Below are 26,428 nucleotides of genomic sequence, written 5' to 3' on the forward strand. Positions count from 1 at the left end.
CTACTCAAATAATAAACTAATACGCAAAAAGGTCAAGCTATTTGGCAAATTATTTCCCAAGCACTCGGGATTGAAATTTCTGCTCAATCAGCTATAATGGAAGGTAATTAATCCTAAAATTATTTTATGAAAAAATACCTCTTTATTGGCAATTTCAACTTCGACAATAAAACATTAATCATCAAAGATAAAGAATTTACCAACCAAGTTAAAAATGTTTTGCGTTTCAAAATCGGCGATACTATTTTCCTGGGCAATGGTCAAAACACAGAAGCTAGAACAGAAATCTTGGAAATAAAAAAGGATGAGGTCGTGGTTAAAATCATCAGCATTGAAGCGAACAAGAATGAATACACTAAAGACGTCACGCTTTATCTCGCTATTCTAAAAAGAGAAAACTTCGAGCTCGTCATTCAAAAGGCCACCGAGATCGGCATCAAACAAATCGTCCCCGTCATCAGTGAGCGCACTATCAAAACCGGTCTCAAAACTGAACGCCTCGAAAAAATCATCAAGGAAGCCAGCGAACAATCCGGCCGCGGCATTCTACCTACCATCACCGAACCAATGAAGTTTAAAGATGCCCTCGCCCACGCCCAAGCCAACCAAGTCAATCTTTTCTTTCACCTTGACGGCGAAGCGCTAAATAAAATCAAATTGACAGAAAATAAAATCGGCCTCTTTGTCGGCCCCGAAGGCGGCTGGTCTGCTTCTGAAGTTGCTGAAATAAAAAAAAGCGACACCTTTAAAAAAGTATCGCTTGGCAAGTTAACTCTCCGTGGCGAAACCGCCGCTATCGTCGCCTGCTATTTAGGATTACAATAAAACTAAAAATCAATCTGGTCCTCATTGCCACTTACGTATAACGAAAAACGTGATGCTCTATCTTTGTCATTTGGACTAGTGTCCTTATGTTCAGTACCGAACAACATTAAACATAACTGATTATGAAATATTCTTCTTTCGCTTTCACTAATTCTTCTAATTCTTGGGACTGTTCTCGCTAATACTGAAACATCAGTGCGAAGAAATTCCTTGGCATAACCTTCGCTAATTGCTACCAATCTATCATAGGCTGGTGTGCCCACGTTGGGCAATTTTGCTTTAATTCCATATTTAAGAGCCGCCTCCTCTATAACATCATCCTCAACCTCTACATCATTCTCGGCGTCTACGCCTTTGGGTATTTCTTGTTTAAAATTAAAATTTTCTTTCATAAATATTATTACTTAATTAAAAATTGATTTAATAAATAACTAATCACTGACAAAACCATACTAAACAAAACCGCCACCCAAAATCCTTGCACCGCAAAACCCTTAATAATACTCGACGCCAATAATACCAACAAGCCATTGATCACAAAAGTAAACAAACCTAAGGTAAAAATATTTATCGGCAAAGTTATCAAAATCAAAATCGGCCTGATAACTGCATTAATTAAACCCAAAATAAGAGCCACCCACAAAGACGCCCAAAAACTCGCGATTTGAATACCAGGAATTAATTTAGCTGTGATTATTATCGCCAAGGCGGACAATAACCAACGAAGTAGAATTTGCATAAATTTTACAATTTAATTAATTATCTTTATTTAATTATATCATAATAATAAAAAAAACAAAAAAAGAGAATCTTAATTAAGATTCTCTTTTTATCTGTGGGTGAACAAGGATTCGAACCCTGGACCCTCTCGGTGTAAACGAGATGCTCTAACCAGCTGAGCTATTCACCCAAATTTGTGTCGCAAAAGGGATTTGAACCCTTACGTCCTTACGGACACCAGCCCCTCAAGCTGACCTGTCTACCAATTCCAGCACTGCGACATCATCCTAGTAGACCAGATCTATCCAAATTATAACCTATCAACGAAACTAAATCAAATTTTATTTCTTAGTAGAAATAATTTTCTCCTTAAATTTCTTTTTGTAACCATCTCTCAAGAAGTTCAACTTTGCTCTTCTAACTTCAGCAATTCTCTTCACCTCAATCTTTTCGATTGTTGGCAAGTTTAAAGGGAAGATTTTCTCAACAGCCACGCCGTCAGAAATTTTTCTTACTGTAATTGTGCCACCGATCTCTTTACCATGTTTCATGCCAATAATCATGCCTTCGAAATACTGAGTTCTTTCTTTTTCCTCACCCTTAGTATTTAATTCTTTGATTTTTTGAAAAACACGAATAGTCATGCCTGGTTTTAATTCCGGGAATTTTTCGGTTGTTGCCTCTTCTTGAGTTGTTTTTGCATTGTCTGCCATATATTTAAAATTAATTTTAGCAATTTATAAAAAGCCAAAGGCTTTTTTGTATGGTTAGGAGCTAATACTCCATAACCATAAAAATAGAACGCTTGTGTTCTATTGATAATCTCGATATGAATTATAGAATATATATTATAACATTATTCAAAATAAGTCAAGATTGAAATAATAGTAAATTTCCAAATAATATTTACCCAATATTAGCTAAATAGCAATAAGCCACTCTGGAAAGAATGGCTTATCTTATATTTCACGAAAATTATCTTACGCTGCCTTCAAAGCATCCTTCAAAGTCTTACCAGTCTTAAACTTAGCCACTTTTACCTCTGGAATAGTAATTCGCTCAGTTGGCTTCTGAGGATTAACACCACCTCTTGCGTGTCTGATTCTTGGTGAGAAAGTACCAAAACCAGTAATAGTCACTTCATTGCCAGCTTTTAGTTCGCTAATAATGATATCAACCAAAGAATCAAGCATGCCTTCGGCATCTTTTTTTGAAACGGCTGATTGAGTAGCAATGCGCTCAATTAATGCAGCTTTGTTCATATTTTTATATAAGTAAGGATAATAAGAAGATTAAGATATCAACCTATATTATTCCTACTATTAATTAACGATTTTAATTACTTAATAGCAGTATAACAAATAATAAAAAAGTATGCAAATAAATATACTAATGTTTGCACAAATAAAAAAGATAGCCATGATGGCTATCTTTTTTTGTTCAATAAATAATTTTAGCGTGCGTATTCAGTTACTTTCATTTCTCTAATCACGGTTACTTTAATTTCACCCGGGTATTTCAAGTCTGATTCAATCTTCTTGGCCACGTCACGAGCTAGGTCATGCGCTTGTAGGTCATTGATATCTTCTGGTGTTACAAACACTCTTACTTCACGTCCAGCTTGAATCGCGTAGGTTTTCTCAACGCCTGCAAAGCCATTAGCAATGTTTTCCAATTCTTCTAAGCGTTGCAAATATCTTTCATATGAATCGCTACGGGCGCCTGGGCGCGCTGAGGAGATGGCATCCGCTACTTTCACAATCACAGAGATCAAACCTCTTGGCTTATCATCATGATGAGTTTCAATCGGATCAATAATCTCTTGTGGCAGACCGAACTTCTTGGCAATATCGCGACCGATTTCAGGATGAGTTCCCTTCACTTCGTGGTCAACTGCCTTACCAATATCATGTAAAAGACCACCTTTCTTCGCCAAAGTCACATCTGCTCCCAATTCCTCTGCAATCATCGCTGATAGGTGGGCCACTTCAAGTGAATGGCGCAAAGCATTTTGTCCATAACTGGAACGATATTTCAAGCGACCAATAACTTGTACCAATTTTGGATCGAAGCCAGTGACGCCGATTTCAAACAAAGCATCTTCGCCGGCTTTCTTGATATCCATTGCCAAACCTTTCTTCGCTTCTTCGATTGCTTCTTCAATCTTGGTTGGATGAATACGACCGTCAAGAATTAAATAATCCAAAGCGCGTTTCGCAATGTGACGACGAATACCAGAAAAACCAGAAATCGTAATTACATTTGGCGTATCATCAACGACAATTTCCGTACCGGTCAATTGTTCGATCACTTTAATATTACGACCTTCACGACCGATGACGCGTCCCTTCATTTCATCACTCGGCAATTCTACTATCGTGGTAGTAATTTCCGGAGTAAACTTCGACACCAATCTCTGCATCGAGCTCGCCATAATTTCCTTGGCCTTCACTTCCCAAACGTCAGAGGCATCATTTTCCAATTTGCGCATACGAGACAATAACTCATCCTGCACCTTTTCTTCAATATTCTTCAAAAGAATTTCTTTAGCCTCTTCATTGCTTAAACCAGCGATTTGTTGCAATTTATCTAGTTGCTCTTGTCTAATTTCTTTGATTTTCTCCTTAGCCTCTTCTACTTTAGCCACTTTGTCATAAAGACTTTGTTGCTTGCTTTCTAGTTCTAATAATTTTTGCGAGAATAGGTTTTCTCTTTTCTCTAAACGACCCTGTAGGTCATTCATATCCTGACGACGCTTTTTCTCATCTTGTTTAGCATCCTCAATAATCTTTAAGGCTTTTTCCTGAGCATGCAATAGCACCTCACTTTGTTTTGCCTTCGCCTCGGAAACAATTTTCTCAACATGCTCCTCGGCATTCTTCTGAGCGGTTGTTGCTTTTTGTTGACGAAACCAAGAGCCAACAAAAAAAGCACCCACAATCAGAACTACCGAAATTAAATATACTTCCATATTCGATATTATTCTATTGCTCGGGGGCTTTATCAGAAGAGATTAGGTTTATTTGAAGTCAAACAAAAATCACCAAAATATTATTTGGTTTGCATTTTTTTCAGTATTCTACCGTTGTTTTTGTTATTAAATGAAGTGTAATTTCTCATCATTTTTTTTCTAACTTTAAATACTTTTAACCCAATATACCACCGTTCTCGCCTCCCCTCACAATCAGAATTTATAAATTATTTATTTATAATCAAATCCTAACATAAAGATTTGTTCTTGTAAAGTTGCTAATCTTGACTAAATACCTAATATAACTTAAAGTCTTTATATGCTCCTTTAAATAAAATTTATATGCGAAATTAAAAAACCATTATATCCTTAAACATCATCTTTATCAACCATAAACTTAAAGGATAAACCATGTCTTATTCAGAATTGGGTGAGGTAGTGGCACAAGTATGTGGCGGAAAACCGTGGAGTGATTGCTGGTGTGGCGCAAAGGAGAGGAGTGGTGGTTGTCGCAATTGTCAAACTTATCAGCTCATGTATGGCCTTGGACCGACTTGTGGCGATGACGGAAAACCAACAAAATACATAGCATCGCGAAACGGTTCTTTTACTATCACAGATGAAGAATTAATAAAATTAGTAGAAACTCAGAAAAGGATGAAAACGAAGGGATATAAATAAATTGCAAACCAAAAAGCCGATCATTATGACCGGCTTTTTTTAATTCGTATTTTTAAAAACTGCCCAAGTAATCCCGTTTTGGCAATTCTCTTTTCTTCGGACGATTGACATTGGTCAAACAAATATCACATTTCTCACAAACAGCCGCGTCTTTATCGCCAAAATAATTCAAAATATATTTTTGCCGACATTGGTAGGAATGGACATAGCTTTCCATTTTGTCTAATTTTTCGTAAGCACGGTCTTTTTTCTCTTTCATTGCCGTAGTATCTATATCAATTTCGTAGGGATCCATTCTTTTCAGAATCTTGATCTCCGTACCTCGAAAAGGTGGGGTGTATTCCATGATTCCCAGTTCGGTCATTTTTTTGATAAATCTAGTTAAAGCGTCTTTTTTGATTTCCAAAAAATCTGCCATTTCTACGATGCTGATTTCCGCGCCCTCTTTTAAATCATCTTGATATTTTGCGCGAATCTTCTGAAACATTTCTAACGGCTTTTTTGAGCGCGTGCCAAATCGTTTCAAGGCCTCTTCGTCTTCGACTAATAATTTAAAATACGCATTAGTTTGTTTTTCTTTTGATTTAAAAATCAGACCTTCTTTTTCCAAAATCTTAATACTTGTGCCCACCGCCATTTCCGGCATATTTTCGGATAACATCTTTCCTAGTTCGCTATATGTAATCAAAACCGAATCAGTTTCGTGATTTAATAAGACACTGTAAATTTCTGAGATCATATTTACGGGCGGATTGTCGCCTTTGATAAAAAATTCGTGCAGATGTCGATCGCGTGAGTTATAAAGAAGTAAACAAAAACTTGGCTTGCCGTCTCGTCCGGCTCGACCCGCTTCTTGATAATAAGCCTCGACGGTGCCAGGCATATCATAATGAATCACAAAACGCGTATCCGACTTGTCAATTCCCAAACCAAAAGCATTTGTCGCCACAATCACCTTTGTTGAGCCAGTCATGAAACCATCCTGCACCATCTTGCGCTCTGCTGCTTCCATGCCCGCATGATAACCTGCCGCGTCAATATCATTTTCTAATAAAGCCTGGACCACTGCATCCGCGCGTGCTCGCGTACTCACATAAACAATCCCCACGCCCTCAGTTAAATTCATCGCCGCATCAATAACATATTGCGTCTTTTCACCCTCACTCGCCTTCGCCACGCCAAATTGCAAATTCGGGCGCGCAAACCCAGTCACAATCATCTCCGGATCAGTCAATCCCAATTGCTTCACAATATCGCCCTTCACCTCTGGCGTCGCCGTCGCCGTCAAAGCCACCACGGTCGGATGATTCATCAGTTCAATAGCCCTTTGCAAACGCGTATAGCTCGGACGGAAATCATGTCCCCACTGACTAATACAGTGCGCTTCATCAATCGCAAACAAAGATACTTTAATTTCCGACAAAGCCTTCACAAAAGCCTGATCATAAAAACGCTCCGGGGCAATATACAAAAGTTTTATAAATCCTTGCTTAATATCATCCAATCGTTTCAAACTCTCCGCCTGGTTAATCGTCGAATTAATAAAAGTCGCCGGAATCCCGACCGTCTGCAAACTATCGACCTGGTCTTTCATCAAAGAAATAAGAGGAGACACCACAATCGTCGCGCCCTCCAAAACCAAAGCCGGTAATTGATAAATCAAAGACTTACCCCCACCAGTCGGCATAATCACAATCGTATTCTTCCCCTGCAAAATAGCATCAATCGCCTTTTCTTGACCCGGACGAAATTTATCAAAACCATAGTGTAACTTCAAAAGCTCTTGCACTTGTTGTTTGTTATTTTTAAATTGAGTACTTGTTTCTTGCATTTTTACAATTTAGCAAGAATCGTGGTTAAAGTCAAAATAATATGTCATTCTGGAACGAAGCGTAGGCGGAGTGATAGAATCTTCGCATTTTTTCCCTCTCCTGCCGGGGCGAGGGAGTATAATAACCATATATTTTCTAAATAAAAAAATCCCCAAGTCTTTTCAACTTAGGGATTAACGAAGATTTCACAAATCTTGAAAAATGCTTTTTCCAAGCGTGTGTCTATATTCAGGCCACGGGTCAAATTTTTCTTCAGCACCGAGAATAATAAATTCTTCACCGCAGGGATAATGACACATCAACTTGACATTGCCGGACTCATCTATATCATGACGCGAAACATTTCTTTTTCCACTACACCTTGGGCATTCAATTTCAACAAACAAAACTGGAAAATGAGGCTTGCCATCCCTGAATGGATATTTAGGAAATGATCCCTCTTTTAAGTTCATGAAATTAAAATTCTCGTGATTAATATGATTTGCCATATTAATTATTGTGCCCATCTCATAGTTCGGAAAAATACCAGACGGTAAATCGTAACCCAACACTCTTTGAATAAAAGAGGCTAATCTGCTTGCTCCGGCAGACGGCGCATCCATATTCAGAGATATATCGGCTGCATAACTGGATTTTACAATTTCTAAATCCGTGCCGCCACCCCATACTATGGGATAAACAATAATTTTTCCCTCTTTTTTTACTTCGCTAACAAATTGCATTACTTCTTCTACATTCTGAGCAGGTGCCCCCGACAATATTAAAAATATTGCGACAAGATTTTCTGAACCTGTGAGCATCTCTTCGACGTGGCGCTTAACAGTATCCAAAACTTCGTTAAAATCAAGACACTTTTCGCCAGAATAATCAAAATACATTGGAGCATAGCCATTTGCGTTGTATTCATTACCAAATTCATCAAAGTCACGATGAACCATGGATCGCGAACCAAGCAATAAAGGCAATGCCAATACTTTCTCACTCTCACTATTTTCCATTTTTTCCTCCAAAGATCTTTATTATTGATAAAATGAGCAATGTTTTAATTAAATGAAATATACCCACTATATATCAAAAAGTCAAGCTATAGTCTGTCATTCTGGAAGGAGTGAAACGACTGATAGAATCTTCCGATGTTTAAAAGTAGAATATTTTATAATCTTTCTTTTTTTTAAACAGTTGAAGATTCTATCGCTTCGCTCCAGAATGACAAACAAAAAATCCCCATTCATTACAAACAGGGATTTTAAAATCTTCAATTATCTATTTCTTATTCCTCTTATACAACTCCACCACATTCCGAAACAACATCGCAATCGTCATCGGACCGACACCGCCCGGCACTGGCGTAATAAAACCGATCTTGTCCTGGACATCGATAAAGTCCACATCGCCGTAAACATGTTTCATTTTTTTCTCAATCCCGATATCAATCACCACCACATCCTCCTTAATCATTTCTTTCTTAATAAAATTCGCCCTGCCAATCGCCGTAATCAAAACATCGGCTTGAGTTGTCGCCGCTGACAAATCTGCATCATCTGCTTTTTTCACGACCACCTTCGCCCCAAGACGTTCTAAAATTTTCGCTAAATTATTACCAAAGATATCTGAATTACCAACGATGCAAACATTTTTACCATTCAAGTCATATTTAATACTTTCCAACATTTCTACAACCACCGCAAAAACTGGTGACACCACCTTTTGACTTTCCAAATTATCCGGATGAAAGCCGTCTACATCCTTAGCCGGGTCGATCGCCTTGATTATCTTATCTGCATCAAAACCATCAGGCAAAGGCAACTGCACCAAAATCGCATCCACCTCTTCATCTTTATTCAAAAACTCAATCATCTGCAAAATATCCGCCTCGGGCACACTCGCATCCATCTTGTATGTATGAGTATCAATCCCCACCTTCTTCGCCTCCTGCTCTTTCAAGCGCACATAAATCTTTGAATCTTCTCTTTCGCCCACCAAAATAATCGCCAAACTCGGTCGGCGTTCGACCAATTTAGAAGCCTGGCAAAGCGCCTCGATATCTAAAACGATCTGATCCTTAATTTTCTCAGCCAACACTCGGCCGTTTATTATTTTTGACATATATATAAATAATGTATTAATTACTGAAAATCGTACCAGTTAAAAGTGATTTTGTCAAAAACACAAAAAGCCACTCCTGCAGGGAATGGCTTTTTTAAATTTTCAGTTTGCACTTTTAAATTTTAAATTGTTCACACATCCCCTTCACTTCTTTCTTAATCTTACTCAAAACACTCTCATCTTCCCGATTCTCAATCGCTTTCACAATCAATCCCGCTACCACGCGCACATCATCCTCTTTCATGCCTCGTGTAGTAATCGCCGCTGTTCCAAAACGTACTCCCGATGGATTCATCGGCGGATTCGGATCATTAGGAATTGTTGAACGACTAACTGAGATACCAACTTTATCAAGCGCTACTTCCGCTTCTTTACCAGCTAAGCCCTTGCTCGTCATGTCAACGACGATCAAGTGATTATCGGTTCCACCAGACATTACGCGGAAGCCAGCTTTGATCATTTCTTCGGATAAGGTTTGTGCATTCACAATTACTTGCTTGGCATATTCTTTAAACTCTGGTTGTAGCGCCTCACCAAAAGCCACTGCCTTTGCTGCATTAATGTGATCATGGGGTCCGCCTTGCATACCTGGAAAAACTGCCTTATCAATTTGTTTCGCAAATTGTTCTTTACACATAATCATCGCCCCGCGTGGTCCACGCAAAGTTTTGTGAGTAGTAGTTGAGACTACATCGAAGATCGGCACTGGATTTTCCATCTGTCCACCCGCAATCAAACCAGCCGTATGGGCAATATCCGCAAAAGTAAAAGCGCCAACTTCGTCCGCAATCTCTTTAAACTTCTGCCATTCAATCTCGCGTGAATAAGCCGAGTAACCAGCGACAATCATTTTTGGTTTTTCCCGCAACGCAATCTCACGCACTGCTTCCATATCAATCTTACCAGTCGTCGCATCCACTTCATATTGCACAAAATTATAAAGCATGCCCGAGAAATTCACAGGATGACCATGAGACAAATGTCCGCCGTGATCCAATTTCAATCCCAAGACTTTATCGCCCGGTTTTAGAAAAGCAAAATACACTGCCGCATTCGCCGGCGACCCAGACAAAGCCTGCACATTCACATGCTCAGCGCCAAAAAGTTTCTTTGCTCGCTCAATCGCAATATTCTCCACCTCATCAATACACTTATTACCACCATAATATCTCTTACCCGGATAACCTTCACTATACTTATTCGTCAGCACTGTTCCCATCGCCTCCAAGACCGCCTGTGAGACATAATTCTCGCTAGCAATCATTTCCAATTCGTCCCGCTGACGCTCCGCTTCGTGCTCACACGCTGCAAAAACTTCTGGATCATTTTTTTGTAGATTTTGATAAGTTGGCATAAAATTAATTATTTTAAAAATTTATTTAAATCTAACTTAATCTTAACGATATTTCTAATATTAATCAAGTGAAATTAAATTGACAGACTTTTTGCCAAATTGAAAATAAAATTGTATAATAAAATCTCCATTTAATAAAATTTATACAAGTATAAACATCTATGACTAATAATGAGCAAAATTTTGATGAGAAGGCGACAAGTAGTGAACCGTCTCAAGAAAAAGTAATTAAAAAATCCAAAAAATTAAAAAATATTACCAAATTCTTCATCTACTTATCAGTTTTTTTTGTAACCGTTGGGATTGTTTTTTCCAGCCAAGTTTTGATGTCGGAAAAAGGCACTGGCTCTTGGTTTTCCAGCTTACCGATGGTTAAGCAAATCAAACAATTAGCCGAAAGCGCTAATCGTGAATTAAAAGGTGAAAAAAATGATCGTATCAATATCCTCCTCCTTGGCATCGGTGGCAAAAATCACAGTGGCGGTCTTTTAACTGACACAATCATGTTAAACAGCATCCAACCATCAACCAATAAAGTTTCCATGATTTCCATTCCTCGCGACCTGGTTGTACCGATTGAAAATATGGGTTGGAAAAAAATCAACTCCATTAATGCCTACGCCGAACAAGATAAAAAAGGTAGCGGTGGTTTGGCGACCTGTCAAGCTATTGGCGATATTTTAAACCTACCAATTGATTACTATGTCCGTGTTGACTTTCAAGGCTTTATTAATGTCGTTGACAAAATCGGAGGCGTCACTATTGACGTTGAGAATACTTTTGACGATTATTCTTATCCAGTTCTTGGTAATGAGGACGCAGCCAATTATGCTTCTCGCTATGAACACCTGCATTTTGACAAAGGCATCCAAACCATGGATGGCAGTCTTGCTTTGAAATATGCCCGTTCTCGTCACGGTTATGGCGTTGAAGGTTCTGATTTTGCCCGTGCTAAAAGACAACAAAAAATCATCGCTGCTGTCAAAGAAAAAGTTCTATCCAAAGACATGCTATTTAAACCAATGACCATTGTGGATATCATCAATGAACTAAGTGATCACATCGATACCAATTTAAAAGTCTGGGAAATTCTTAAATTCTGGGATATGGCCAAAGAGATTGACTCCAGCAATATGAAAAGCAGTGTCATTGATAACGGCCCTAACGGCCTACTGATTAACGGCCGAGGTGAAAGCGGCGCTTATATCCTTGAACCAAGAAGTGGCGACTTTAAAGAGATTCAATATTTTGCCAACAACATCTTCAATGACATGCCAACTGAAATAACTGATACAATTATCAAGGACAACGCCAAGGTGGAGGTTTACAACGGCACTTGGATCAACGGTCTCGCTTCTGAAAAAGCGCAAGACATTGAAAAATACGGCTTTAAGGTTATTAAACTCGGCAACAGTGGGAAACAAAATTTCCAAAAATCCGTTATCTACGATTTAACCTTTGGAGAAAAAGAAGAATCCCTAAAAATTCTTAAAGAAAAAACTGGCGCCAATGTCGCCCTTGGTTTGCCAGAGTGGCTAGTTGAAGACATCAACCAAAAAACCAAAGAAGAACAAGAACAACCAGACTTCATCCTCGTCATCGGTCAAGATGCTGACAAAACCAAATCTGGAACTGTTAACCCGGTACAATAAACTTCCTCCGTCATCCCCGCGAAGGCGGGGATCCAGGTTCCACGGTAGATGAATTAAAAAATTATAGTAATTTATCTCAAAAAAAGATTGTCTATACAAATAGACAATCTTTTTTTTATTTTAACTCGTTTAGTTCTAAAAAAGGAATTCGAGGTGCCTGGATTCCCGCCTTCGCGGGAATGACGAAAGTACTAAATATTTTTCACCATATAAGTATCTTTCAATTTATATCCCAACTTCCGATAATATCCACGCACTCCCACTCCGGAAATAATCGCCATTTTTTGACAACCACTCTCCTTGGCTATTTTCTCCGCCGTTAAAATCAATTGCTTACCCAAGCCGGTATGCTGAACTTTTGTTTCCGCTCCCACGGACACTAATTCTCCATACACATGCAGCTCTCGAATAATTGCCGCCTTGTCCAAAGTCGGAATCACGCCAATTGCTTCGGAAATATACAAACGACAAAAACCATAAAGTGTTTTTTTATCAAGCGAATCAATGCTTAAGAAATATTCTTGACCAGTTCCGGCTTCGTAATTAATAACTGATGATTGATATTTAGTTACTAGTGCGTCTTTTGCCTCGCGACAACGAATACAGTTGCACTGCAATCCCTTATCTTTCATAATCTGGCGCAAATTCGTAATACGATTTCCTGCAATAATTGATTCTCCAGGAATATCGCGAATCAAACGAATCACGCGCACGTATTTTGGTACCACTGCCTTGCAATCAATAATTAATTGTTGCAATTCTTCATCTTCATATGGCTTATATTTTCCTTGCTTCCACCAACGATACATCAGGCTACCTTTCGTCACGACGGTTGGATAAAATTTAATCTGATCTGGTTGAAAACGCGCATCGGTAAATAATTGTTTAAACATTTCCAAGTCGCGCTTTGAGGTCGCTCCCGGCAAACCAGGCATCAGGTGATAAGTAATCTTAAAACCGAAACCACGCAACAGCGCCGTTGCCTCCGCAATCGCCGCCACACCATGACCGCGTTTATTTTTTTTCAAAATTTCATCATCAATTGCCTGCACTCCCAACTCTACCCGCGTACAACCAAGCTCCCGCATTTCCAAAAGTTCTTTTTGATTAATATAATCTGGACGAGTTTCTAATGTAATGCCAATCAAATTATATTTCGCTTTTTCATTTCGTTTCTGTTCTCGATACAAATCCTCTTTAACCTTATCAATTTTTAAATTTTCTTTATACGTTTGTTTTTTATGCTTTTCAATTTTCAACTGAAAATCATTGGCCGCTCGAAAACATTCGGCAATATACCAAAACTTATAATTCGTCGGCAAGACTGACCACGTCCCTCCAATCACAATCAACTCAATCTTCGTCGGCTCATGTCCATTCGCTTCCAGGGCGCGCAAACGATCCTGTACTTGCACATAGGGATGGTAATCGCAGCGAATCGCCCGCATCACCGCCGGTTCATTTGAGAGATAACTCTGTGGCACATCTTTTTCAGTCGGACAAAAAGCACAATTACCAGGGCAAGGAAAAGGCTTGGTTAAAACCGCCACTGGCGCAATTCCCGACATAGTGCGCACACCCCGCTTCCGCAAAACCTTATCCAAAATATCTGATTTTTTTATTTTACCAGCCACTATCATTTCACGATAAACCTCCAAGACTTGTGAGTTCGCAAAAATCGGCAAACCATACTTAGTCGCCGCATCTCTTTTTGCCAACATCAAATCAGCCGCAGTTTTAATCGGCTTTTTTAAAATCTCAGTAATCGCTTTTCGTTGTTGCTCATTCATAACTCTAACTTACAATAAATATGTGATTTCTGCAAATATAAAAGCGGTTTCATCCAGAAACCGCTCGTTAATAATTCAAACATTAAACTCTGTCCACTTTTCTCGCCGTGAATTTTGCAATTCTTTTTTCAATATCACAATCTGCAAGGCGGAAACAATACTGCCAACTTCTTTTTTGTGCCCCCGTTGCAGGAATGTCCACAATGATATCCGTATTGCCCGTTGGCAAATACTTCATATAGGTATCGTTCTTGATATGAACGTCAATTGAACGACCTCTTCCCATAGCACCATTCGCCTTTATATAGCCTGCTAAAGCCGACCTGATTTTCTTGTAAACCTCATCGGCGGTTATTGCTCGCATAGTATCTTGAATCATTTTTCCCTCCTTATAATTATATTAAAATGAACAACTCACTTAATGCAACTATAGCACAGAAATAAATATTTGTCAATAAGCCGGTCAAAATGATATAATAAGGCTATAAATCACTAACAAAATTTTATGGAAATAAACCCAGGTATTTTTAAAGCCTACGACATTCGCGGTATCTATGGAACAGAACTAAGCGAAGAGGTAGCCTATCGTCTTGGCAAAGCCTATGTAGAATTACGTCGTGAAGATGGTCTTCAGAATGATTTACAAATTGTTGTCGGTGAAGATATGCGCCTATCTTCACCCCAATTAAAAGAATCCCTAATCAAAGGTCTTACGGAAGCTGGTGCTAATGTCATCGACATCGGTCTTGCCTCAACTCCGACATTTTATTTTGCCGTGGCCAATTATAATTACGATGGCGGTATTATTGTTTCTGCATCTCATAATCCAGGCGAATACAATGGTTTCAAAATAACCCGCTCCAAAGCTATTCCCGTTAGCGGCGAAACTGGCATGATGATTTTACGCGACAAAGTCATTGCTAACAATTTCACACCCAGTGACAAAATTGGCCAGGTTATCAAAAAGGACAATGTGCTTCAAGATCAAATCGCGCATGACCTACAATTCGGTAATCTACAAAATATCAAACCGATTAAAATCGCCATCGACACTGCTAATAGCATGGGCGCTCAATATTTAGACGAATTATTCAAACATTTGCCTTGCGAGTTAATAAAAATGAACTGGGAGCTCGACGGCACCTTCCCGGCGCACGAAGCCGACCCGCTTAAAGAAGAAAATTTAGAAGATTTAAAAAAGAAAGTTCTTGAGACAAGCTCTGATTTCGGCATCACCACTGACGGCGACGGCGACCGCATTTTCTTTGTTGATAACGAAGGCCAAGCCATCGACCAAGCTATCATCCGTGGCATTCTCTCGATGATTTTTCTTAAAGAAAAACCTGGCTCCAAGATTTGCTACGACATTCGTCCAGGCAAAATCACTCAAGACCTAATTGAAGAAAATGGCGGCATCCCGATTGTTACGCGCGTTGGTCATTCTCTCATCAAAGAACAAACATTAAAAGAAGGCGCTTACTTCGCTGGCGAATCCAGCGGCCACTTCTTCCTCAATATGCCGATTGGCTGTTTTGAAGTTCCTGTCATTGTTACTCTTAAATTATTAGAATACTTTTCTCAAAGTGGCCAAACCGTCGCCGAGACTGTCAAACCCTTCAAGAGATATTTTCATTCAGGTGAGATCAACTCCGTGGTTGCTGACAAAGATATTGTCATCGCTACTCTCATCGCCAAATATCCCGATGGTCAACTCAACCGCCTTGATGGCATTACCATAGAATACCCTGATTTCTGGTTCAATGTCCGTGGCTCTAATACTGAACCAAAATTACGCCTAAATCTTGAAGCTAGAACCAAAGAAATCATGGAAGTTAGACGAGATGAGGTATTAGGCATAATTCGCGCCTAATAACTCATTCTCCCTCGCCCCGCCAGGAGAGGGTTAACGTAATCCTCGTCCAACTAATAATAAAGGGGACGGGGTGAGGGAGCATTATTAAAGACATTTCCGCTTATTTTCATCACCCGTTCTACCTCACCCCAGCCCTCTCCTACAAAGGAGAGGGAGTTAATAGTTACCTCTTGACATTTTCTGGGAATAGTACATAATACTGATAAGGAATTGTTTTTCGCCTAAAAAAAGGCCCTCCCTCAGCCACCATTCTTCGGGCGACTCAAAGTCTCAAAAATTCAATTCCCCACCCTGGGAGGTATCTCACGAAGCTATGCTTTGTGAGATACCTCCCTCCCTTTTTTTAAAAAATACATTTATACAAAAAAACTCGTCCTGGATATTTAGGACGAGTTTTTTAATTTGAAATAATTTTTACATTCCCAAAACTTTCTTCGCTCGCGCCAAAACCTCCTGCGCCATCGGCCGCACCTTCGCCGCTCCTTCATCCAAAACTCGACGCACTTCTTCGTCGCTAATCTGATTATATTTTTCTTGAAAACTAATTAAGAAATTTTTCACCACTTCGGCTAAGTCTTTCTTAAACGGTCCGTAATTCATGCCTGCATATTTCTTTTCCAAGCTAGCAATCGTCTCGCCGGTCAAGGAAGAATAAATCGTCAACAAATTAGCAATTCCCGGCTTCTGCTCGACATTATAAACAACTTCCGCGCCCGAGTCTGTGGTTGCCTTCATAATTTTCTTTGCTGCCTTCTCCGGACTATCAAGCAGGGCAATATAACCAGCTTCACTCTCCGCACTCTTACTCATTTTCTTTTCCGGATTATCTAAAGCCATAATGCGTGCACCCTCCTTACGAATAAGCGCTTGTGGCACCACGAATGTTTGCTCAAAATGATGATTAAAGCGTCGCGCCAAATCACGCGCTAATTCCACGTGTTGCAACTGATCATCGCCCACTGGCACAATTTCTGTGTTATACAAAATTATATCCGCTGCCATTAAAACTGGGTAATCAAACAAACCAACACTCACATTCTCCTGGTTCTCGCCTGCCTTATCCTTAAACTGCGTCATCTTATTCATGTCACTCATGCGTGCCGCCGTACAATTCAATATCCAAGCCAATTCAGTATGCTCTGTCATCGTTGATTGCTGAAAAATTGTCGCCTTTTTTGGATCAATTCCAAAGGCTAAATAAATCTTCGCGATTTCAATAATCCGTCGTCGCAACAACTCCGGCTTTTGCATCACCGTAATCGCATGATAATCGACCACACAAAAAACCGCCTCATACTCATCCTGCATTGGCACCCACTGCGAAATCGCCCCAATATAATTACCAATATGCAAATCACCACTCGGCTTGATGCCGGAAAATATTCTTTTTTTAGACATATATTCAAAAATTACTTTTTAACCTAATATTATTATATAATACCCCCTCCCAGAACACAAGTATTGACATTTTGGCGAAAGTATGACACAATATCAGTATAATTCTCGTTTTCGTGTGAAAAAGAGAAAAAAAATTACAAATTGCCCTTTATAAATACTAAATATCTAAATAACTCAAGGAGGAGTAATAGATGACCATAAACAAATCAGTCCTCGTAAGGGCATATTTTATCAACTATTCCATCAAACTGCTTTTTCTGCTGATTGCACTTTGCTGTATAGCCATGTTATTCTGGATGACCTTAAACCGCCACGAGATTCCAGCTTCAGTCATCTTTCAGTCCGATACTGCAATTGCCGATTTGGCCAACAATATTGTCAATCAAAGTTTTAATAACTTTATAGTTGTTATTTTGACAATGTCTGCAATTCACTGTCTTCTTAAAAACAAGGAGTCATTAATTATGGAAGTACAATGTCTTTGTGGTCAGAAGTTCACGCTCGTGATAAATACAAGCGCCAATTACGGTCTTGGTCAAAACTTTAATTGTCCAGAATGCACAACACCTTACTGGTTTGATGAACAAACAAGAAGAATTATTCTTTTACAAGAACCAGACCCAGCATATTTTGAAAAAATAGTCCGCACAAAAAATTAACCCCTAATCCAAAACATTTCAAGCCGCGATCGATAAGACGCGGCTTTTTCTTTTCTTGACTTTTCCTTTATTAAGTAACAAAATATAAATATGTTTAATTTCCTACACACCTTCAATCCCAATCCAATTCTAATTGAACTCGGCCCAATCAAAATCCATTGGTACGGCTTATTTATTGTTCTTGGAATCTTATCGGCTCTATATATCATTATCAAATTAGCCGACTATTACAAAATTAACAAAGACGACATTATTGATATCTCCTTTTGGATAATTATTTTTGGAATTTTAGGCGGAAGAGCATATGATGTTTTATTAGAATGGCCATACTATCTAGGACACCCAGCTAATATTATAAAAATATGGCAAGGCGGTCTTGCTATTCACGGCGCCATCATCGCTGGTCTTGCTGCCACTATTTATCTCACTAAAAAAAAATCCATTCCCCTTCTACCCTTTTTAGCCATCATCACCCCTGGTCTCGCCCTCGCCCAAGCTATTGGTCGTTGGGGTAATTATTTTAACCAAGAACTTTTCGGTTTACCAACCAAGCTGCCCTGGGGCATCCCAATCGATTTTATCCATCGTGTTCCCGATTATTACTATGACAATTTTTTTCATCCTACTTTCCTCTACGAGAGTCTTGGAAATTTAATGATTTTTTTAATCTTAATCAGTCTGCATTATTTAGTCAGAAAAAATAAAATAAAAACTACGGCTGAAGAAATAATTATTGCCACTTATTTAATTTTATACTCCATTTTACGCTTTTCTCTAGAATTCATCAAAATTGACCAAACTCCAATAATATTTAGCCTAAGATTCCCGCAAATTATCAGTATTGCTATTGTAATAAGCTCTATAATATGGCTAGTCTTGCAAAAATCAAAGAAACATGCTACGATAGAATAGCTCTCGCACCATAGGTGTTGTAATTTATCTTAAACAACACCCACGCGATTTAATTAATAAAAAAGGACTTTCTAGTCCACATTTAAAATAAATGCCAAATCTAAAATCAGCAATCAAGGAATTGAGAAAAAGTAAATCAAGAGGTCATAGAAACCAACTTGTTAAGGATGATCTTAAAACTCAAATAAAAAAAACTAGAAAATTAATCGTCGGAAAAGACAAGACAGTTGAAGAAGTTGTAAAAGCAACTTTAAAAACAATTGATAAAGCTGCTCAAAAAGGCGTAATCAAGAAAAATGCTCGCGACCGAAAGAAATCTAGACTGCAATTAATGCTAAACGCATCAAAGAAAACAAAATAACTCAGATATAAAAAAATCGCCCTGGTTAACTACCAGGGCGATTTTTTTTATTGCACTTGTCATTCCCGCGAAGGCGGGAATCCAGGCGCCACAATTATTGGATTTATAATTATAGAGACTAATTTTGATACAAACATTAATAATAAATAATGCTTTGTAAATTTAAGTTAAGGAATTTGAATTCCCAACTATATAAAAAGTTATAAGCTTTTATATAATTCTCCTTATACTGAAAACAATCTACGAGGTGCCTGGATCCCCGCCTTCGCGGGGATGACGATGGAAAAAATATCTATATCTTCGCCATAAACAAACTAATCATATTCCCCAAGTCCCCCTGTCCCGTCTTGAATAAATAATCCATCTCCACCAATTTCAAATAAATATCTTTTAATGTGTCCAAGTTAAAATTCCGCACCTGCGCCGACGCTTTTTGCACCACAAAGGGATGCAATTTCAAATCACCAATAATCTGACGAGAGCTATGACCAGAATCCAGGGCCTGCCTCACCTGCATCAATATTTTGAATTGTCGCGCAATCATATGAATTAATAAATGCTCCGCCACGCCTGCTTCGATTTCTTTTTCAAACAATTCCAGGGCCAAACTTTTATTTTTATTACTAATCGCGTCCGTCATCGCAAAAATATTTTCATCCACGACGCCCCGCGACATTAGCTCAATATCTTTTAATTCAATTACAGTCTCTCCTTTTTCTTTCAAACTTTTTTTGTAGTTAACTAGCTTCTCAATTTCTGAGCTCAACTGCCAGAGATTGCTAGCAAACAAAGAAGATAAATGTGTCGCCACTTGCAAGGTAATTTGCGCCCCTTTTTTTTCCACCTCCTTTTTTACCCAGGTCGTTGCCTCTGTATTCGACACTGGCAAAAAATGTTGCACAAACTTTTGCGTACTCAAAAATTTAAATAATTTGTTCGCCTTTTGTTTTTCACCAGAAACAGCATCCCAAAAAATTATAATATTATCATTACTCTCTTTTTGATTCTGTAAATATTCCGTCAACTCCTCAATAAAAGTTTTATTCTTATTTGCAAGAATATTTTCCACAACCACCATGCGCTTGCGCACAAAAAGAGACTGCGACGCCATCGCCTCATTAATTCGTCCCAAGTCAATTACAGTACCATCGAGCACGCTTAAATTTTCGCCAGTTGGATCAACCTCGCGAATGAATTTATCCTTCAATTCTTGTAATTTTTGTCGGCTCAAATAAGTATTTTCACCGTATATAAATAATATCATACTGTTTTATTTCCCAATTTCACACTCAGCCTTATTATCCAACAAACGAAAGGCAGGCCAAAGACCGGTAAATAATGCTACAAAAAGAATTAAGAAAACCGTCTTGACTGGATAATATTGTAACACTACCACCGAAATTAAAGCAAAAGCAATATAAGCCGTTGCCATTGAAGTCCTAAAAAGGTCAATCTTGGCCACATCATTGCCACAGATTCGTTTATAAAAATAAGAATCGCGCAAAACTTCAAGCATTGAAATGCCCACCCTTGTCATTAATAATGCCGCTCCCCACACATATACACTGGATGAGTCCAAAAAATAAATATAAGCAACCGAAAATCCCGTAATCAATAAAGAAAAAATAATCAATTCCTTTTCTCCTAAATATTTATCTGCCAAACGCCCAACTGGATATTGTAATAACAAAAAAGGCAAAAGCATAAAGGTAAACATATTTCCCAAATCAGCATCACTAAATCCAATTGAATTCAAATATATTGGCGTATAAATAATCATCGTCGCGTAGAAAAAATCCACCAAGAAAGCGATATAATAAATCCGTTTTAAGTTTTTGTGTCGAAAAAAGGCATGAATAATTTGTCGCGCTGACAAACGACGTTCATCATTGCCCTTAACTCCTCGTAACCAAATTAAATCAACAACAAAAATTAGTAAATCAATAGCCAGGACAGTGATAAAAATACCATAAAAACCATGAACCACTTTAATAGACATCGCCAATTTTGGTCCAAGTATAAACCCTAAACTAAAAATTGCCAAAAATAAGCCGCGAATTCGTCCTGACATCCGGTCAACTGAAAAAGTTTCCAAAAGCACATCCAAATTTACTCGAGCAATATTACCAACAATCAAATACAAAACCAAAAGAATCGAGCCGATGAAGGTAACCGGTAAATTTATCAAAATGATGGCAAAAATAATTTTCGCAATCAAAAAAACAAACAAGGCGTTCGATTGGCCAATTTTATTAATAATCTTATGCAGGTTAAACAGAAGAACAAAAATCGCTACATCAATAAATAAGTAATAAACACTGACATTATTATTCTTCAAAACCGCTTGAAAATAAAAAGAAACATTGTAAGATAAAATTGATGACACAAAACCGAATAAAAAAGAAGAAAGCGTGACTATCCACACTTTTTTCCTATTTAAATGCTCGTTATGGTTTAAATTATTTACAGATTTTAACATAAAAATACTTATCATGAGAATGACTCATTATTATACTAACTTAATTAAAACAATATATCAATACGGAAATTTTATCAAATTTCTACAAAAACACTGGACTTTTACTGCGTTTTACTGCCAAGCACAACATGCTAATGGTTTTTGGACTGAACAATTTGTCAACCACCCTTCACCACCGCTATTCTTATCAAAACTCCAGAATGAACCAAGGTCCGTCTCAGCACTACTCTTCCAACCACCACAATCATTTGAATTAGCTGTATACCCAGGAGGACCTTGTGAAATCCATGCACTACCTTCACTCCAACTAGAAATATTACCGCGTTCTATTGTAAGCATAATATCATAAGTGCGACACAAGTGCGCCCCAATAAATTCCGCTGCACAAATATCATTAGCTGCTACATAACCAGTTAAAGTTGAGGTGGCAAAACTACCATCCGTCACCGCCGTTGTAGTGCCTACAAAAAATGATTTAGTTCCTTCTCCAGAAATACCGAGCGATGATGTTGAAATATATTCAAACTCACCTGCCACATTACCGATTAATAATTGACCTGCTGTAGGCGGCGTACTTGTACCAGTACCACCATGCGCAATATCAATTGTCTTGCCCAGCCACTCGCCAGCCAAAACTTGTCCCACATTATTCACAATAAACTGTGCTCCGCTCGCAACACCAACAGTCAAAAGATTGCTAGGCGAAGATGTGCCGATTCCAACATAACCGTTAACATCCAATGTCATACGTGAAATGCCATTCGTATTAAATCCAATTTGATTCACAGTGCCAAAATCAACATAATTATTACTATCACTTCCAATTCGACCGCTGGCGCCAAGATAAACAGCACTAGCTAATCCAAAAGTTGGATTGCCACTAACACCATCGCCATTAATAACAACAATTTGATTAGCAGTTCCCGTGGCAATTCTACCAGTATAAACGCCATTTGCAGTGCGCACCATCAAACCACTAGTCGCAAAATCCGTATCAGCCAACCAAGTGTTGGTATTAACAGTATTATAAGTATTTTGCCAATTGGTTGAACTGGCGTTGATAATATTATATGCGCTAGTCCAATTCGATGAACTCGCGTTGACTGTGTTTGTAGTTGTATTCCAAATTGAACTAGACGCGATGTAGGTATTGGTCAGTGCCGAGCCATTCCAAGTGCCGGCAGTGACGACACCAGTGCTTGAGACTAAGAATTGCGCGCCAGTATTTGCACCGATGGTTAACATTTGTGATGCAGTGGTTGTACCAATCGCTAAACCAGTTGAATTTAATTGCATCTTTTCTACTCCGCCAATATTAAATCTTAGTGATAATCCGTCTAACACAGTGCGACCGTTGGTGTTGCCGAAAGTGTTGATGCCGTATTCGGTTGGGTCAGAGCTAGTTTTGGAGTTAATAATGGCAATTTGTTGTTTAGTTTCATTACTTGCATAAGTGTAAATTTGACCACCATTGACTACAGCCGTTGTTTTAGTACCGTCGACAGACATAGTAATACCTCGCCAAGCCCTATTTGATTCTACTGCCGTCCAAGTAGTGCCACTATCAGTTGAGATGTAAATTTGGCCATTGTCAACTACTGCTGTTTGTTTGGTGCCGTCGGCGGACATGGCCACGCCCATCCACGCCCTACTTGAATCTCTGGCTATCCAAGTTGCTCCACTATCAATTGAAGTGTACATTTGTCCATTATAGGCTGTTGCTGTTTGTTTGGTGCCGTCGGCGGACATAGCAATATAACGCCAACTTTGATTTGGTCCTACGGGTGTCCAAGTAATTCCACTATCAATTGATTTATATATTTGTGCAGAATCAACCATTGCTGTTTGTTTGGTGCCGTCGGCGGACATGGCAACATACCACCATGCTCTATTCGAATCTCTGGGCGTCCAGGTAACGCCACTATCGGTTGAGGTATAAATTTGTCCACTACCAACTACCGCTGTTTGTTTGGTGCCGTCGGCGGACATAGCAATGCCATGCCATGATCTATTAGAATCTCTAGGTGTCCACGTTGCTCCACTGTCGATGGAAGTATAAATTTCACCATTATAAACAACTGCTGTTTGTTTGGTGCCGTCGGCGGACATGGCAACATACCACCATGCTCTACTTGAATCTCGGGCTGTCCATGTTGCTCCATTATCAGCTGAAGTATAAATTTGCCCACCATTAACTACGGCTGTTTGTTTGGTGCCGTCGGCGGACATGGCCACACTGAACCAACCTCTGCTTGAATCTCTAGCTATCCAAGTGCTAGTCGGTTGCTTCACAATCGTATTATACAAAAACAAATTATTACTCGCACTCTCTTTCGAGAAATACGCATAATTAGCCGGATCAGTAGAATCAATCAAAGTTAATTGATTAGAGGTGCTGGCGATAGCCGTGTTACCGATTACAGATAATTTGTAGTTGGAACTAGAGGTGCCAATACCAACATTGCCGGTATTGTAGTAAATATCCGAGCCACTAGTTGTCCATTGTGAAGTTCCTGGGGTGCTACTTGCCCAGGCTGGTTTGCCGTTTTGCATTACTAAAATATAGCCATCGGTGCTTGTTGCAATCTCGCCGATTTCATTTGTACTTGATGCATAGAGTAATGAACCAGGAGCATAGCTTGATTTACCTGTTCCACCTCGTAATACAGATAGCTGCGCTTCGTGAGCTAGGGTATTAGCATCAGACCAATACGCAACCTCACCAGCGGTGCCTGAACCAGCAATACCACCAGCTGTTGCCCAGTCGGTGATGCAACTATTACCAATACAAATCTGATCAAACTGCGCCCCACCAGCGACGGTCAATTTCTTGGTCATAGCGGTCGTGGTGCCAATACCAACATTAGTGTTAGCGTCGATAAATATTGTTGATGTGGCAGTTAGTGAACGTGAGGCACTAGAATAATATGGAATATATCCAGTCGTGCCTAAGTCGATGGCATTTAATGATAGCAATCCCAATGAGCTGGTCGATTTCCAACCGGCGCCATTACCCATCCAGACTTCATCAATGTTGCCGGTGCTGTTGATCATGTAGGCTTGATTGGTGTAAGCCGTAGTTAAGCCGAGATTCGTTCTGGCCGTAGAAGTGCTTAATAAATCAGACAGATTGTTATTAGCAATTAAATAACCAGCCGAGGAATGATTGCCCCAATTATACGCTGTGGTCCAATTACTTGAACTAGCATTTACCGTATTAGTGGTTGTATTCCAAGTGCTTGAACTAGCAATATATGCGTTTGAAATCGCACCACCATTCCAAACACCAGACAGAACAGTTCCTATGTATGAATTAGTGGTTACAACTAGATTGGTGGTAGTAGCATTACCAGAGATAATAAACGAATCATCAGTTTTAAGTTGATTATTACCTGAACGATAAAGATTAACATCGGTTCCAAAATATAAACCACCAGACGCTGAAGAAGAATTATTACCAATCGTGACAATGCCATTGGCAACAGCCGTAGATGAGCCAAAGGCAATATTTTGATTAGAGTCCCAAAGGTATGGTGATTCTTGTTCTGAACCACCGCCTTGATCACCCCAACGAGATGACAAGGCTCTGATCGAACTAAGTTTTAAAGGTTGACCATTGGTTACAGCAATAGTCAAACGCACATAGGTATCACCCTGATTGCTTGTCATCTTTAATAAAACTGGATTAGCGTTAGCGGTATTACCTGTTGAAGATGCGCGAGTTGTCCAAGTATTACCATCAGCCGATGATTCAATCAAGAAATCCTTATTAGAAGCGATGGCGTTATAGGTCACACCTATTACCCACCACTCTGGCATCGAATACGCAGCGCTAGAACTATTCCAAGTCCAACGCGCAGAAGTACTGGACACTCCATCGATTTGTTGAACAGTTCGATTTTCTTGCTGCGCAAAAAGAGCATTATCAAGTGTACTTGTTGCCCACGCCGATCCACTATATGTCTCAAATGTTGGAGTTCCCCAAGATTTATTAAAAGCCAAACGATCGTGCCATAAAACTTTTGGCACTGGTGAATAAGCTAAATAAGACCCGGCCCCAGAGGTTGGAATAGTAAAAATCGCATTTGTTGCCACTGTGGCTGTTACTCCTGCCAAACTTGAGACATTCAAAACACCGCCAACGCTCATATTATTAGTAACTGTAAGAGCGGTGCCGGCAGCCGATAAGGTAGTCGCACCAGTAAGTGTGTTGGCATTAGTACCTGATTGCGTATAACCGCCATCGCTGGTAATACCCGAAACACCCGTCATGACACCAGTTGTCGAAATATCCCAATCCGAAGAATTAATAGCAACAGTCGCAGAATTGTTTCCAATTGCAGTAACACCATTTGAACTTAGGGTAGTAAAAGAACCAGCGCCAGCCACAGTCGCCCCAATCGCTACAGCGTCCAATGATCCACCAGTAATGATTACGGAATTATAGTTTTGAGTAGCAATCGTACCCAAGCCAAGATTTGTTCTAGCAGTTGATAAACTGGATAAATCTGATAGATTATTATTCGCAACAAGATAACCAGCTAAGCTGTGATTGTCCCAACTAAAGGCAGTATCCCATAGCGTTGAACTAGCGTTGACAATATTGTAGGCCGTCGTCCAATTTGATGAACTGGCATTAACAATGTTTGTTGTGGCATTCCAAGTTGACGATGAAGCAATGTAAGCACTGTCGATGACGGTGCCATTCCAAATACCGGTGGTGATGGTGCCGAGTTCGGTGATATTAGTAGTTGATGCCCACGTCGGTAAACCAGCAGTTAGGACTAAATATTGGTTGTTGTTTTGTTTAGCCAA

Annotated in this window: 22 protein-coding genes and 2 tRNA genes; 7 read left to right on the forward strand and 17 right to left on the reverse strand. The window is 39.2% G+C overall.

Annotation, left to right across the window (positions count from 1 at the left end):
* Positions 1-126: 126 nt before the first annotated feature.
* On the forward strand, positions 127-825 hold the full coding sequence (locus tag KKD45_05190; GenBank protein ID MBU4309881.1) for a 16S rRNA (uracil(1498)-N(3))-methyltransferase: 699 nt from the start codon (positions 127-129) through the stop codon (positions 823-825).
* Positions 826-827: 2 nt separating this feature from the next.
* Here the strand turns inward: KKD45_05190 and KKD45_05195 are convergent, their stop codons facing one another.
* The 7 genes from KKD45_05195 to rny form a co-directional block, all read right to left on the reverse strand.
* Positions 828-1,217 carry a hypothetical protein gene (locus KKD45_05195; GenBank protein MBU4309882.1) on the reverse strand — a complete coding sequence of 130 codons (390 nt, stop codon included), beginning with the start codon at positions 1,215-1,217 and terminating at the stop codon, positions 828-830.
* Between the two features lie 8 nt (positions 1,218-1,225).
* Positions 1,226-1,564 carry a phage holin family protein gene (locus KKD45_05200; GenBank protein MBU4309883.1) on the reverse strand — a complete coding sequence of 113 codons (339 nt, stop codon included), beginning with the start codon at positions 1,562-1,564 and terminating at the stop codon, positions 1,226-1,228.
* Between the two features lie 97 nt (positions 1,565-1,661).
* Positions 1,662-1,735, reverse strand: a tRNA-Val gene (locus tag KKD45_05205).
* Positions 1,736-1,742: 7 nt separating this feature from the next.
* Positions 1,743-1,826, reverse strand: a tRNA-Leu gene (locus tag KKD45_05210).
* Positions 1,827-1,886: 60 nt separating this feature from the next.
* Complete coding sequence (gene rplS, locus KKD45_05215) at positions 1,887-2,258, reverse strand: 50S ribosomal protein L19 (protein MBU4309884.1); 372 nt, start codon at positions 2,256-2,258, stop codon at positions 1,887-1,889.
* 267 nt (positions 2,259-2,525) lie between these two features.
* Positions 2,526-2,807: an HU family DNA-binding protein gene (locus KKD45_05220; GenBank protein MBU4309885.1), complete on the reverse strand. Its 282-nt coding sequence runs from the start codon at positions 2,805-2,807 to the stop codon at positions 2,526-2,528.
* Between the two features lie 191 nt (positions 2,808-2,998).
* Complete coding sequence (gene rny, locus KKD45_05225) at positions 2,999-4,516, reverse strand: ribonuclease Y (protein MBU4309886.1); 1,518 nt, start codon at positions 4,514-4,516, stop codon at positions 2,999-3,001.
* 411 nt (positions 4,517-4,927) lie between these two features.
* Between rny and KKD45_05230 the strand changes: the two genes are divergently transcribed.
* The gene (locus KKD45_05230; GenBank protein MBU4309887.1) at positions 4,928-5,197 is read left to right on the forward strand and encodes a hypothetical protein; all 270 of its coding nucleotides are present in this window, start codon (positions 4,928-4,930) and stop codon (positions 5,195-5,197) included.
* 52 nt (positions 5,198-5,249) lie between these two features.
* Here KKD45_05230 and KKD45_05235 read toward each other — a convergent pair whose 3' ends face one another.
* The 4 genes from KKD45_05235 to KKD45_05250 form a co-directional block, all read right to left on the reverse strand.
* Complete coding sequence (locus tag KKD45_05235) at positions 5,250-7,028, reverse strand: RecQ family ATP-dependent DNA helicase (protein MBU4309888.1); 1,779 nt, start codon at positions 7,026-7,028, stop codon at positions 5,250-5,252.
* A gap of 186 nt (positions 7,029-7,214) precedes the next feature.
* Entirely contained in the window at positions 7,215-8,027 is an 813-nt protein-coding gene (locus tag KKD45_05240; protein ID MBU4309889.1) for a hypothetical protein, read from the reverse strand.
* A 265-nt stretch (positions 8,028-8,292) separates the two neighbouring features.
* The gene (locus tag KKD45_05245; protein MBU4309890.1) at positions 8,293-9,135 is read right to left on the reverse strand and encodes a bifunctional 5,10-methylenetetrahydrofolate dehydrogenase/5,10-methenyltetrahydrofolate cyclohydrolase; all 843 of its coding nucleotides are present in this window, start codon (positions 9,133-9,135) and stop codon (positions 8,293-8,295) included.
* A gap of 115 nt (positions 9,136-9,250) precedes the next feature.
* Positions 9,251-10,489 (reverse strand): serine hydroxymethyltransferase, encoded by a 1,239-nt coding sequence (locus tag KKD45_05250; protein MBU4309891.1) that lies wholly within the window; start codon positions 10,487-10,489, stop codon positions 9,251-9,253.
* A gap of 161 nt (positions 10,490-10,650) precedes the next feature.
* Here KKD45_05250 and KKD45_05255 point away from each other — a divergent pair, with 161 nt between their 5' ends.
* Positions 10,651-12,141: an LCP family protein gene (locus tag KKD45_05255; protein MBU4309892.1), complete on the forward strand. Its 1,491-nt coding sequence runs from the start codon at positions 10,651-10,653 to the stop codon at positions 12,139-12,141.
* A gap of 191 nt (positions 12,142-12,332) precedes the next feature.
* Here the strand turns inward: KKD45_05255 and KKD45_05260 are convergent, their stop codons facing one another.
* Together KKD45_05260 and KKD45_05265 are read right to left on the reverse strand one after the other, a co-directional pair.
* Complete coding sequence (locus KKD45_05260; protein ID MBU4309893.1) at positions 12,333-13,931, reverse strand: tRNA uridine(34) 5-carboxymethylaminomethyl modification radical SAM/GNAT enzyme Elp3; 1,599 nt, start codon at positions 13,929-13,931, stop codon at positions 12,333-12,335.
* Between the two features lie 82 nt (positions 13,932-14,013).
* The gene (locus KKD45_05265; protein MBU4309894.1) at positions 14,014-14,310 is read right to left on the reverse strand and encodes a hypothetical protein; all 297 of its coding nucleotides are present in this window, start codon (positions 14,308-14,310) and stop codon (positions 14,014-14,016) included.
* Positions 14,311-14,436: 126 nt separating this feature from the next.
* Here KKD45_05265 and KKD45_05270 point away from each other — a divergent pair, with 126 nt between their 5' ends.
* Positions 14,437-15,801, forward strand: coding sequence for a phosphomannomutase/phosphoglucomutase (locus KKD45_05270; GenBank protein ID MBU4309895.1), 1,365 nt, complete (start codon positions 14,437-14,439; stop codon positions 15,799-15,801).
* Positions 15,802-16,218: 417 nt separating this feature from the next.
* On the opposite strand, the gene trpS is transcribed toward KKD45_05270, so the two are convergent.
* Positions 16,219-17,202: a tryptophan--tRNA ligase gene (gene trpS, locus KKD45_05275; GenBank protein MBU4309896.1), complete on the reverse strand. Its 984-nt coding sequence runs from the start codon at positions 17,200-17,202 to the stop codon at positions 16,219-16,221.
* A 191-nt stretch (positions 17,203-17,393) separates the two neighbouring features.
* On the opposite strand from trpS, the gene KKD45_05280 reads away from it, so the two are divergent.
* The 3 genes from KKD45_05280 (at position 17,394) to rpsT (ending at position 19,134) form a co-directional block, all read left to right on the forward strand.
* Positions 17,394-17,861, forward strand: a complete 468-nt coding sequence (locus KKD45_05280) for a hypothetical protein (protein ID MBU4309897.1) — start codon at positions 17,394-17,396, stop codon at positions 17,859-17,861.
* 90 nt (positions 17,862-17,951) lie between these two features.
* Entirely contained in the window at positions 17,952-18,773 is an 822-nt protein-coding gene (gene lgt, locus KKD45_05285) for a prolipoprotein diacylglyceryl transferase (protein MBU4309898.1), read from the forward strand.
* A 91-nt stretch (positions 18,774-18,864) separates the two neighbouring features.
* Positions 18,865-19,134: a 30S ribosomal protein S20 gene (gene rpsT, locus KKD45_05290; GenBank protein MBU4309899.1), complete on the forward strand. Its 270-nt coding sequence runs from the start codon at positions 18,865-18,867 to the stop codon at positions 19,132-19,134.
* 292 nt (positions 19,135-19,426) lie between these two features.
* On the opposite strand, the gene holA is transcribed toward rpsT, so the two are convergent.
* The 3 genes from holA to KKD45_05305 all read right to left on the reverse strand — a co-directional run.
* Positions 19,427-20,398, reverse strand: a complete 972-nt coding sequence (holA, locus tag KKD45_05295) for a DNA polymerase III subunit delta (GenBank protein MBU4309900.1) — start codon at positions 20,396-20,398, stop codon at positions 19,427-19,429.
* Between the two features lie 6 nt (positions 20,399-20,404).
* Positions 20,405-21,613 carry an MFS transporter gene (locus KKD45_05300; GenBank protein ID MBU4309901.1) on the reverse strand — a complete coding sequence of 403 codons (1,209 nt, stop codon included), beginning with the start codon at positions 21,611-21,613 and terminating at the stop codon, positions 20,405-20,407.
* A gap of 111 nt (positions 21,614-21,724) precedes the next feature.
* The coding region (locus tag KKD45_05305; GenBank protein ID MBU4309902.1) for a hypothetical protein at positions 21,725-26,428 on the reverse strand (4,704 nt) is incomplete at its 5' end.

The organism is Patescibacteria group bacterium (assembly GCA_018897195.1).
Classification (GTDB): domain Bacteria; phylum Patescibacteriota; class Patescibacteriia; order Patescibacteriales; family UBA12075; genus JAHILH01.